The sequence below is a fragment of the bacterium genome (genome assembly GCA_021158245.1).
GTDB lineage: Bacteria > Zhuqueibacterota > QNDG01 > QNDG01 > QNDG01 > QNDG01.
The window spans coordinates 1-12,703 of record JAGGVB010000134.1 but is presented as its reverse complement, the minus strand read 5'-3'; the positions used below and the strand labels follow the sequence as shown (position 1 = coordinate 12,703).

10 protein-coding genes are annotated in these 12,703 nt (G+C 38.4%); all 10 read right to left on the bottom strand.

What is annotated here, in order from left to right:
* A partial coding sequence (locus J7K93_07310) for an aminopeptidase P N-terminal domain-containing protein (protein ID MCD6116805.1) occupies window positions 1-164 on the bottom strand: 164 nt, incomplete at its 3' end.
* Window positions 165-192: 28 nt separating this feature from the next.
* Window positions 193-756: a hypothetical protein gene (locus tag J7K93_07305; protein ID MCD6116804.1), complete on the bottom strand. Its 564-nt coding sequence runs from the start codon at window positions 754-756 to the stop codon at window positions 193-195.
* Between the two features lie 64 nt (window positions 757-820).
* A complete protein-coding gene (locus tag J7K93_07300) occupies window positions 821-3,184 on the bottom strand; it encodes a glycyl radical protein (GenBank protein MCD6116803.1) in 2,364 nt (787 codons plus the stop codon).
* A 3-nt stretch (window positions 3,185-3,187) separates the two neighbouring features.
* The gene (locus J7K93_07295) at window positions 3,188-4,009 is read right to left on the bottom strand and encodes a glycyl-radical enzyme activating protein (GenBank protein ID MCD6116802.1); all 822 of its coding nucleotides are present in this window, start codon (window positions 4,007-4,009) and stop codon (window positions 3,188-3,190) included.
* Between the two features lie 31 nt (window positions 4,010-4,040).
* Complete coding sequence (locus J7K93_07290; protein ID MCD6116801.1) at window positions 4,041-4,832, bottom strand: fumarylacetoacetate hydrolase family protein; 792 nt, start codon at window positions 4,830-4,832, stop codon at window positions 4,041-4,043.
* A 65-nt stretch (window positions 4,833-4,897) separates the two neighbouring features.
* Entirely contained in the window at window positions 4,898-6,448 is a 1,551-nt protein-coding gene (locus J7K93_07285) for an Rne/Rng family ribonuclease (GenBank protein ID MCD6116800.1), read from the bottom strand.
* Between the two features lie 22 nt (window positions 6,449-6,470).
* On the bottom strand, window positions 6,471-9,008 hold the full coding sequence (locus tag J7K93_07280; GenBank protein MCD6116799.1) for a TIGR03960 family B12-binding radical SAM protein: 2,538 nt from the start codon (window positions 9,006-9,008) through the stop codon (window positions 6,471-6,473).
* 241 nt (window positions 9,009-9,249) lie between these two features.
* Window positions 9,250-9,705, bottom strand: a complete 456-nt coding sequence (locus tag J7K93_07275; protein ID MCD6116798.1) for a CBS domain-containing protein — start codon at window positions 9,703-9,705, stop codon at window positions 9,250-9,252.
* A 37-nt stretch (window positions 9,706-9,742) separates the two neighbouring features.
* Window positions 9,743-11,617: an FAD-dependent oxidoreductase gene (locus J7K93_07270; GenBank protein MCD6116797.1), complete on the bottom strand. Its 1,875-nt coding sequence runs from the start codon at window positions 11,615-11,617 to the stop codon at window positions 9,743-9,745.
* 9 nt (window positions 11,618-11,626) lie between these two features.
* Window positions 11,627-12,703: NADH-quinone oxidoreductase subunit D (locus J7K93_07265; protein ID MCD6116796.1), on the bottom strand; the 1,077-nt coding region annotated here is incomplete at its 5' end.

Sequence of the window (12,703 nt, the reverse complement as noted above, 5' to 3'; positions counted from 1 at the left end):
TCAATTCCCCAGTAGTAGAGAAATGTACTGTCCTGCCGGAAATGATAGGTATTATCCGCATAATTCATCGGGCTCTCTCCATTACCGGGGAAAAACAGGATGCCGGAATCAAGGGTACGTTTCAAAATATTTCTGCGTTCAATATAGGTACTTTTTGAAAACATAACATCTCCTTCTTATACAGTGGTATAGTTAAACATTATTTATTGTAAAGTTAATATTTTCATATCTGGAGTCAATCCATTGCTTAATGGGTTTATCTTTAAAATCTTTCCCATTATAGTAACTTTTCATATCAACATCAATAGTAAATTCACAATAATATATCCCAGGTTTATTTATTGGAACCAAATAAGGAGTCCTAAACTCAACACCTGTTCTCAACCTTCCAGTTCTTTTTTTATCATCAAAATCTAATCCTGTTTTTTTGTATATTATTTCTTTTTCCTCTTTAGATGTTATCTTGTAAACTTTTAATTCTGCCTTATAACGTTTATTTAATTCTTCATACTTTTTTTTACACTCTTTTTTCGCAACATAATCATAGAATAATCTTACTTCTCTTTTTCCACGATTTTGTAAAATTATCTCGATAAGTAAATATTTCTTTCCTAAATTGAAATCCTCCATTAATTCAATTTTATCAATCTTAACATTTAATGATGCCAATTCATTACGTTGTTTAAATTTATATACTACCCATATACCATTAATAACGGTAACAATTATGGTATATAGCAAATTAAATAAATTCATAATTATCTGTTTCTTTTGCAATAATCTTAGATTAAATTAGTTAGGCCATCTGAAAAAAATCACCTTAAAAACCCGTATGTTCTGTTCTTCTTATTATTTCATCCTGAAGTTCTTCTGTAAGATCCACAAAATAGTCGCTGTAACCTGCTACCCGGACAATCAGGTCCCTGTACTTTTCAGGCTCCTTCTTAGCTTTTTTAAGAGTCTCTGCAGTCACAACATTAAACTGAATATGATGTCCATCCATCTTGAAATATGACCGGATAAGATGAACCATCTTGGTTATTCCTTCATCGTCTTCAAGAAGCTGCGGAGTGAACTTCTGATTTAAAAGAGTTCCACCTGTTCTTAAATGGTCAATTTTTGCTGCGGATTTTATTACTGCGGTAGGGCCTTTTACATCACTTCCCTGAACAGGAGATATCCCTTCTGAAAGAGGCACGCCTGACTTTCTTCCGTCAGTAGTTGCACCTGTTAATTTACCGAAATAGACATGGGATGTTGTGGGAAGAAGATTTATTCTGAAATGCCCGCCTTTAGTATTTGGCCTGCCGTCAACAGCATTGAAATATGTCTCAAATACCAACCTCAGATTATCATCAGCTTCATCATTATCATTTCCATACTTTGGAGTATTGTAAACCAGCTCTTCTCTAAGGTCCTCATATCCTTTGAAATCCGCACTGACTGCTGTTAGAAGCTCATCCATTGTCATGTCTTTTTTATCAAAAACGTGATACTTTATCGCAGTAAGAGAATCTGTAATTGTACCTGTTCCTACTCCCTGTATGTAAGAAGAATTGTATCGTGCGCCGCCGTTGTTGTAATCCATACCATTTTTAATACAGTCATCCACTAATATTGACAAAAACGGAGCAGGCAGATAATCTGCCCACATGCGTTCGATAATCACATTCCCCTTTATTTTTATATCGATGAAATAATTGACCTGTTTCTCAAATGCATTGTATAATTCTTCAAAACTTCCAAAACTTCCGGGATCGCCTGTTTTAAGGCCAATCTCTTTCCCGGTCAGAGGATCAACCCCGTTATTCAGAGTTACTTCAAGAACTTTTACAAGATTGAAATATCCTGTAAGAATGTAACTCTCTTTTCCGAATGCCCCTGTTTCAACACAGCCTGATGCCCCTCCGTTTCTGGCATCTATAATTGATTTGCCCTGTCTGAGCAGCTCCTGAATAATCGCATCAGTATTGAATATTGAAGGCTGGCCGAATCCGGTTTTGACAATTTTCAAAACCCTTTTTACATACCTGTCCGGATTTTTTCTGCTTATCTGAGCCATTGAGCTGGGCTGAAGTATTCTCATCTCCTCAATCACATCAAGAATCAGATATGTAAGTTCATTGACAGCATCTGAACCGTCTTCCTTAACACCGCCTAAATTTATAAGGCAGAAATCCGTATAAGTGTTGCTCTCCTGTGCTGTAACTCCAACTTTCGGAGGAGCGGGCTGGTTGTTAAACTTGACCCAGAATGACTCAAGAAGCTCTTTTGCATCTTCTTTTGTAAATGAACCGGATTCAATCTCCTTTGTGTAAAAAGGATACAGATGCTGGTCAAGCCGCCCCGGATTAAAAGAGTCCCATGTGTTGAGCTCTGTTATTACTCCGAGATGAACAAACCAGTAGTACTGAAGAGCTTCATGGAATGTTTCCGGAGCATTTTCCGGTACTTTGCCGCATATTCTCGATATTTCAATAAGTTCAGCTTTTCTTACGGGATCACCGGTTTTTTCTGCCAGTTTTTTTGCATAATCCGAATATCTTTTTGCAAACATTATAAGAGCATCTGCAGCAATAAGCATTGCTTTCAGTTCATTACGTTTGTACACAGCATTCGGGTCATTGTAAAAATCAAGGTTATTAAGGCTGTTTTTTATTTCTTTCTTAAAATCAGCAAAGCCCTTGCTGTAAATTTTATTATCCAGTACCGTGTGCCCCGGAGCCCTCTGCTCCATAAACTCGGTAAAAATGCCTGCTTCATAAGCATCTATCCACTCTTTATCCAGCTCAAGGAAAATCTTTTCCCTTAAAGATTTTCCTTTCCAGAAGGGTTCAATCTTTTGCTGAAAAAGCTCCTTTGTATCTTTGTCTGCGGTAAAGGGTATCTTTTTCCGTGTATCCAGAATATTAAGATCTTTCTCGCTGTGGATACAAATCTCAGGGTAGGTAGGTGTGGCTTTCGGTTCAGGGCCTCTCTCACCTACTATCAGCTCGCCATCGTTTATACAGAGCTTTTTATTTTTTAGAATATACTCTAAAGCTCTTGCTCTTGCAATTGGTGCAGCAAGTTTCCCGGCAGCTCCGGCTTGATAAAATTCTGTTAATAACTTCGCTCTTTCAGAAGAAATATAGGGTTTAGCCTCAAGGCTCTGTTTACGTAATTTTTCAATTCTGCTGTTCATAATTCAGCCCCCAATGCTGACATTAAAACCTCTGGTTTGAAAATGTTTCTTAAGAGTTTCCACATCTTCCGCTTTTAACTGCTCTACATCTGCCATTTTGTTCTCAATTCCAAGACGATTATACTTGCTGAATCCAAAATGGTTAAACGGCAGAAGGTCAATATCTGTCAAATTTTTTAAAGAATCCAAAAATTCAATAATATCGGAAATATTCTCATCCGTATCAGTAATTCCGGGAATAACCGGAATACGTATCAGGACATTCTTCCCTTCTGCAGCCAAAAAAGAAAGATTGTCAAGCACCAGTTTTACCGGCACACCTGTATATTTTTCATGCAGAGCATTATTTATAATTTTCAAGTCATAAAGGAAAATATCTGTCATATCCGCAATTTTCTCAACTATTTCAGCAGCAGCATAACCTGTTGTATCAACTGCAGTATGCAAATCCAGTTTTCTGCACTCTTGTAAAAGTTCAGACAAAAAATCAGGCTGCATCAGCGGCTCACCGCCTGAGAAAGTAACGCCGCCCCCTGATTCATCGTAAAATATAAGATCCTTCTCGATCTCACTCATAACAGCACTTACATCTACTTCTTTTCCTACAGCAAACTTATCTGCTGCTAATTTTGTATAGTACTCACGCTGGAAGCTTTTCTCAACAATCACATCCGGATCAGAATTCTGGCTTTCCGGATTCTGACACCACCAGCACCTTAAAGGGCACCCTTTAAAAAAAATTGTAGTTCTTATGCCCGGCCCGTCATGAATAGAGTACTTTTTTATATCGAAAATTATTCCCTTGCTGCCTGCACTCAAACGCATCTTAATAAATACTTTCCTGTTTGTAAAATTTTTATGCTACTGATATCTCGAGATTTCCCACGCCTTTCACATTACAGACTACCCTGCCGCCTCTCCCTATTTTAAAACTTCCTATTGAGGGAATTAATACAACATCTCCGTTAGATAATGTACTTTTAAAAGAAAGCTGAGAAACCTGTTTTCTTATAGCAGGAATAAGCATATTATCTCTAACAGAAAATTCATCTTTTTCCCTTACAAATATAGCAACCGGCAGGGAATCATTAAAATCAACTTCATCGTGCGTAACAACACAGGGCCCGAAGCTCCAGTACAGATTCCGCCCTCCGGAATTGGAATTTGAAGAAGCTGTAAATTTGAGAAAAGCTGTGTACCCCAAAATAACATCCTGGACATCTGCCTCGTCTACATTCTCACAATTTCTTCTTATTACAACTCCTATTCCCCCGGCAACATGTACATTTTTCATCTTATCAGAGAAGATAACATTCCCGCCTGGAGATAAAGCCTCTTCAGGATTATTATGCAGCACATTTTCGGTCTGCAGCCCGCCGTTTACATCTGCCTGCCAGACATTGCCAAAATTTACAAAGGGAGCTGATATAGAAATATCTGATAAAGGTAATCCCGGGAAATCGCTCAGTATCAAATTATGCGTAACCCTTCGAAGGTGCTCGATGCGCTCTTTTTTGATCAACTCTACGAGAGTATCAGGAAGATCAATGTCAAAAAACCTGTTTATCTCTCTTACAAGAACAACAGCATTATCAATCCCGATTCCTGCTAAATCTTCCCCCTTAATGCTTACACTGCACAAACGCATTATCATCCCTGTACTTAAACGATTGCGGAATTTATTAAATATTTTCCGTAATAGCAATTATTTTTTTACTGATCTCTTTTTTTAAAAATTGGCAAAAATCCTTTTTTAGTCAGATTTTTCTTATCCTCTTTTACTGTATTCAAAATAAAATCTTCCTCGTTTATACTGCCATCGGACTTTATTTTTATGGAAACAAAATATTTTACTTTTAGCTGCTGTATTCTGCTTCTTACTCCTTTTTTCAGGTACAATGCAAGAGCAGGATGAGCCCTTAATACAAGGCGCCTCTCACCAGTTGTATTCTTAAGATTTTGAATCTTGCGCTCCAGTTTTGTCATAATAGTACTTTTTGCAGGAACCATTCCAAGCCCGTTACAACGGGGGCAAGTTTCGCTGGATCTGTACAGCAGGCTCGGCCTTATTCTCTCCCTTGTAAATGCTACAAGCCCGAAATCATTCATTGGAAGAATATCAAACGCAGCCCTGTCTTTCTTTAATCCGCTTCTCAGCTGAGATACAACTTTTTTCCGGTTCTTTTCATCAGCAAGGTCAATAAAATCCACCACAACTATACCGCCAAGATCTCTGAGCCTCAGTTGTTTTACAATTGTTTTTGCAGCTTCCAGATCTATTTTAAGGGCATGCTTTTCGTGATCCTTCCCCTTAATTGATTTACCGCTGTTAACATCAATTACATTCATTGCTTCTGTTTGATCAAAAATTATATGCCCGCCGTTTTTCATCCATATTTTACGCTGGAGGCTTTTTTCAATCTCTTCCTCAATGTGATATTTATCAAAAAGGGGTGTTCTGTCTTTGTAGTATTCCAAACGCGAAACAAGGCTCGGTGCGACTAAATTGAGATATTTTTTAATCTCATTGTAAAGTTTTCTGGAATCAACAACTAATGATTCAATATCAGGGGAGAAAAGATCTCTGATTACACTCGAAGCCATACCCATATCTTTGTGCAGCAGCTCCGGAGCAGGTTCCGATTTAAATTTATTTGTAATTTTCTTCCACACAGAGAGAAGATGGTCCAGGTCTGACTGCAGCGTCTGCACACTCTGGCCTACTGCTACTGTTCTGATAATCAAACCGAATCCCTTAGGCTTAATGCTGGAAGCAAGCACTCTTAATCTTCTCTTCTCTTTAAAATCATGTATCTTTCGTGATACTCCAATACTGTCTTCTCCAGGTACAAGCACAATGAATCTTCCGGGGATTGAAATATCAGAAGTAAGCCTGGCGCCCTTGCTCATAATCGGCTCTTTTGTAATCTGAACCAGAATATCCTGGCCTTTTTTAAGAGCCGCCATATTTGCAGGGGGTATGTACTTTTTTTTACCTTTACCTTTATCAGTGTTTACTGTTTCAGTAAGAGCAACATACTCTCTGCCTACCTCTGCAAAAGGCAAAAATCCGTTTTGCTTCAGGCCAATGTCAACAAATGCCGCCTGGATAGGATTTACTATGTTTGTGACACTGCCTTTGTAAATATCGCCTACCATTCGCTCATTGTCAGGTTGTTCGGAATAAAATTCCACAAGGTCATTATTCTCAACAATGGCTATTCTGGTTTCGCTTGATGTTACATTTATAAATATTTTTTTCATTTTATCATTATCCATTAATAATTTATACAACTTCCATGGGTGTAACCCTTTTTCCGTTTACTTCTATAAATAATCCTGTCCTTTTGATATCACTTTCCATAAAGTCAAAATTACTGTCTTTAAAAACAGGGGACAAAACTTCATTTAAACGGGCGCTCCCCCTGTTTCCTGCTTTAAGATAAAGCGTTATTACATTGTCTTTTAAAAAAATGTCTTTAACAAACAATCTTATATCCAGTTCAACCCTTTTCCCCTTTTTATCCCTTGTTACAATAAAACTATTCTTTTGAAGAAAATCATTAATATTCTTCTGAATTTTATTATAATCAGCAGAATCACTGAACACTACCCTGTATACAGCAAGTTCGATAGCGCTGTTCAAAGATTCTACTTTATGAGAAACAGGTTTCATGTCAAGAACTTTTATACCCGCAGGGAGATAATTGTTCAGCACATATTGTAGTTTGGCAGGGATATTCTCCTCAATTTCAAGATCAATATATTCTGCGCTGCTTGTAAAACCCAGGGCAAGTGGAGGCCCCGGAGAAATTTTAGGATGAGAATGAAATCCCTTTGAATGAGCTACTCGAATGTTGCCTCTTCTCAGCGCCCTGACAAACAAACGCATTGTGTCAAGATGGGACGTAAATCTTGCTTCTTCATCTTTGGAATATTTAAGACGGACTTTCTTAATAACCAAATCCTGTTTGAGTTTTTTTACTCTCCTGTGAAAATTTAAATCAGGGCTGTTCCATACAACAAAATTCTCTCTCGGTTCCATGTTCCTGCATACCGGGTGAGCCATTAATCCGCAAAAATTGCACCCTGAAATTCTGCAGTCATCTGTTGTTTCAACAGCAAAAGAGCGTTCTCTCTCTTTTTTCAGGAAATCTTTTGTCACTCCAATATCAATATGATCCCACGGTAAAGGATCTTCGGTATTTCTTGCTTCTGCATATTTATCCGGATCAATACCCTCTTCTTCAAATGCATCCTGCCATAATCTAAAATTGCTGTTAAATTTTTCAGACCAGGAATCAAATCTGCTTCCCTTTTCCCAGGCCCGCATGATTACTCTGCCGAAATTCCTGTCTCCCTGGCCGAGTACTGTTTCAAGAAATGACACTCTCGGGTCTCTCCACTTCAGTGTTATGCCGCGTGAAGGCATTGACTTGCGGAGAAGAGCAATCTTTCTGTTAAGAGTTTCAATGCTGTCCTGTGCTTCCCACTGAAAAGGAGTGTGGGGTTTTGGTGAAAACGGAGAAATAGATACATTTACATCTGTTCTTCCGTACTGCCTGACTTTTTGCGCAACCCTGCCTACTAATCTGCATATCCCCACAATGTCATCATCTGTTTCAGTAGGGAGGCCTATCATAAAGTAAAGCTTTACCCGTTTAAAACCGTTCTTAAAACCTATGTCCACAGCATTTAACAAATCTTCCTCACTGTTATTTTTATTTATTACATCTCTTAACCGCTGAGTCCCTGCTTCCGGTGCAAGTGTAAGGCTGGTCTTTCTTACATCTGCTGCAATCTTTGCCATTTCGTCTGTAAAGGTTTCGGGCCGCAATGATGGAAAAGCCACTGACACAGGGTTAGTTCTGAATCCTCCGGTTAAAAGAGTCAAAAGTTTAGGGAGCCCTGAATAATCGGATGTGGAAAGTGATAACAGGGAAATCTCTTCATATCCGGTATTTTCAATCACTTTACGTGCATGAGAGAAAGCTTCATCAGGATCACGTTCTCTTACAGGCCTGTATCCCATTCCTGCAGCACAAAACCTGCACCCTCGTGTACAGCCGCGCATAACTTCAAGAGAAAAACGGTCATGCGTGACCTCAATCAGCGGAACAATCAGCTTTTCAGGATAATACTCTTCATGAAGCCTGTCAAGAATTCGTGAAGTAATCTTTAAATCCACTTTAGTCTTATGAACAGACGGTACATAGACACCCTTTATTTCTGCAATCGCACTAAGAATTGTTTCTCTCGAACTTTTATTCTTTTTTCCATCCCGGACTTTTTGAACCAATTCCACTGCAACTTCTTCTCCGTCCCCAAGAACAAACACATCAATAAAATCCGCCATTGGTTCAGGATTAAGTGCACACGGGCCGCCTGCAATTACAACAGGATGATTGCCGTTTCTATCTTCAGATAAAACAGGTATGCCTGCAAGGCTTAAAATATTAAGAACATTTGTATATTGAAGTTCATATTGAAGAGTTATTCCAAGAACATCAAAATCTTTTACCGGTTTCTTTGATTCAAGAGAAAATAGAGGAATGCTTTTTTTTAACAATTCTTCTTCCATATCTGTCCAGGGAGAATAAACCCTTTCACAGCTTATCCACTCTTCCCTATTAAGAATATGATATAAAATCGAAAATCCGATATGAGACATGCCTATTTCATACAGGTCGGGAAATGCCAGCACAAAACTGACATCAACTTTGTCAGCATCTTTATAAACTGCGTTGATTTCATTTCCCCAGTACCTGCCGGGCCTCAATACATGAAATAAAGATTTCTCAATTTTTTCTTTAATTTCTTCCATTGTATTAATTTACAAAAAATTAACAATTGGAGCAAGAATATTATTCAAACTTACATGCTGCAGGGAATGGAATCAGACTACCTATCTGTCATCTACAACAAAGAAATCCGCAGAAGCATATGTTGCCTCTGCGGATTTAGTTTGTTATCGTAAGAAACTTTAATTACTTGTCTTTATTTAAAAATCTGTCTATTCCTTTTGCAGCTCTGCCTTCTAATTAACTTATAACTATCTAAAAAAGTTAAATATTTATTCCATATGGATTCTTAATGTACTCCCTGAGAACTTTTACTTCTGCCTCAGATTCCTCAAGAACCTCCTTAAGGATGTCTCCAATTGATAAAATACCAAGCAATTGATCTTCGTCTATTACAGGTAAATGCCTAACCCTTTTATTCGTCATGACTCTCATTGCATAATTTAATCGTTCGTCTTTAGTAGCAATAAAAAGCTCTTCTTTGGGAGTCATAATATCAGAAATTTTCATATCTTTCGGATTACCATCATAACTGTCACACTTGTAAAGAACGTCTCTTTCTGTAACAATCCCTTGAAGTTTTGAATTGTCATCTTCAACAACTAATGAACCTATTCTTAACTTATTGAACATTTCAACAGCATCTCTAACAGTCTTATTCATATTTATCTTATAAACTTCAGTGTTTTGTTTTTTCTTTAAAAGTTCCGTTAGCTTCATTTTTCACTCCCTCCTAACAATTTTGGCCTCAATAAGGCTACTTACTCTTTTTTCTTAAGTATTCATCAATTCCTTTTGCAGCATTATGGCCGTCAGCAATTCCGTGCACAATGTCCGGCCCGTTCTTAATGTCCCCGCCTACAAATAACCAATCAATAGCAGTTTCTCCGTATGCACCACACTCAATTTTTCCTCTCTTAAACTTCATTTTGTTTTGGAATTCTTCAGGAATGTAAGAGTAATCAGGGCTCTGACCTATTGCTTCGATAATAAGAGTAGCTTCACATACTAATTTTGTGTCAAAATCAAACTTAGGATTGAACCTGCCGTCATCATCAAAAACGCTTTCGCATTTTACGAGGTTGAGTGATTTTACTTTCCCGTTTTCAATAATAATTTCTTTTGGGCCCTGGCCTGGAATGAGTTTAACTCCCTCTTCCTGTGATTCTTCAATTTCTTCCAGATCAGCCGGCATAATATCCATAGTTTCAAGACTTGTTTGTGTTACATTAACTTTACCGTATTTTCTTTTCTGCAGTCTTGCTGCGCTTCTTGAAACATCAAATGCAACATTACCGCCGCCTATGACAATAATGTTGTCAGTTAAAGGAACATCTTCGAGCTTAATCTCCCCTCGCACGAAATCCCTTACTTTCTCAAGGAAATCCATGCCCTGAATTACCTCTTTTGAATCGCTCCCTGGTACTCTTGTGCTTCTGCCTTTATTAAAGCCTGTGGCAATAAGTACTGCATCATAATTTTTATTTAAGTCTGTAAATTTAACATCTTTACCAATTTCGGTGTGAGGTTTAATTTCAACACCCAAAGATTTAATAAAATCTATATCTTTATCAAGAGCCTCATCCGGAAGTCTGTATGCGGGAATGCCGTATCTCATTACTCCGCCTATTTTTGCCTTGGCTTCAAAAATTGTAATTTTGTATCCCATAACAGAGAGAAAATATGCAGCAGAGAGTCCGGCAGGGCCTCCGCCGACAACTGCTATTTTTTTATTGTAAGATTTTATTGCTTCATGAATTATTACATCTTTGTATTGATTAAGCGGGAGATTGTCAACTGCGTATCTCTTTAGCCATCTAATTGCAACCGGATCTCCTCTATGCCCGATTGAGCAAGCTGTTTCGCATTTATGTGTACAAACACGTCCACATACTTCTGCTAACGGATTGGTGTTGTATATTTGCCTTACTGATTCTTTTACATCGTCTTCCCATATTGCAGCGATGTATTCAGGAATATCCATATGAATAGGGCATGCGTCCTGACATAGCCCGCAGGCAACGCAGCGCTGAGCTTCTTTCATGGCTTCTTTTTTTGAGTAGCCGCGAACTATTTCAACAAATGAGTCAACCCTCTCCTCAGCACTAAGAGCATGCATTTCAATACGATTCAATTCAAGCCATGACCATTCGTCGGAAGTGGTCCATCCGAGATTATTAGAATGTTGTGTATCCGGCCTTCTAATAAATTCATTTGAAATAAGTTCTGCCATTTTATCATTCTGTGCATCTGGCGGTGTTATGTAGTCATGAATGTAATCTCTTGTCATATTGAGGGAGCCTGTTGTGCACACATCAACACAAAAACCGCAGAAGCAGCATCTACCGTAATCTATTACGGGCCTCTCTTTGGTTGAGCCCTCTTTTTCCTCAACATCTACAGAATCAACCATCCTTATTGCATCAGTGGGACAAATTTCAGAGCATGATCCGCAACCGATGCATTTTTCCAGATCGTTTGTGTGCATGCCTCTGTACTGGGGGGAAACCCCTATTTTACCATCCGGATAGACATCCTTATCTTCTTTTGGAAAACGGATTGTAATCGGATCGTGAAAGAGATATTTTAATGCACTTAACGGAGCAAATACGCTTTTATCTTTATAATTCATAATTTTCTCCTACCTGTCAAAATCGGGAGCACAAACGTCCATAGTTGCCATCCATAAAGCCACATCTTCTATACGCATATCAACAAGTGCTTTTTGTGCATATACAAGACCAGCCGTGTATGAACCACCTCTTACTGCCATTCTGTAAGGTTTTGTCCCGCCATCTGAGACGATGTAGTAACCATGCTCTCCACGTGCGGACTCTACTTTGACATATACTTCGCCTTTGGGAACTTTGAACTTTAACGGGCTGGGCATATCCAGCCTAACTTTCCCTGTTTCCGGCATTTTTTTAATTGCTTGTCTGATCAAATCGATACTGATTTCGAATTCTTCTCTTCGCTGTATTGCCCTTGCAAGGCCGTCACCTTCTATTTGAGTAGGAATATCAAAATCGAGATATTTGTATGCTGCATAAGGAACTGCTTTTCTTGTATCGTATTTTATCCCTGTTGCTCTTAGGTTTGGTCCTGTAATGCCATATTTTATGGCATCTTCCTGTGTAATGGGGGCAAGCCCCTTTAACCTCTTAATTATGATTGGATTGTTATAGATCAATTTATCAATTTCATATAAACGTTTTTCAAGATAGTTAATTGTTTCTTTAAGTTTTTCAATCCAACCTTCGGGAATATCTCTTCTGACACCGCCGGGAATAATATACATATGATATACTCTGGCACCTGTTAACCATTCAAAGAGGTCAAGAAAATAATCTCTGTCAGCAAGTGTCCAATGAGAACCTGTATATAGTCCGGTAGATCCGGCTATTCCTGAAAATCCCATGAGAAAGGCATTGATTCTTGCCATTTCAAGTACGATAGTTCTGATGTATTTTGCTCTTTCAGGGATTTCTACTCCCATAAGTTTTTCAATACATCTTGAATAAACAAGTTCATTTATATCGGGTTCAGGTACACATATTCTTGGGATTAATGATATATTCTGCATCCACAGCCTGTTTTCAACAAGTTTTTCAAAACCTCTGTGCAGCTGTCCCGGATCAGGGTCAACCCTTTTTATTGTGTGTCCCTCAACTGTTAAAATGTAAGAAAAATTGCCATTCATTCCCGGGTGGTTCGGCCC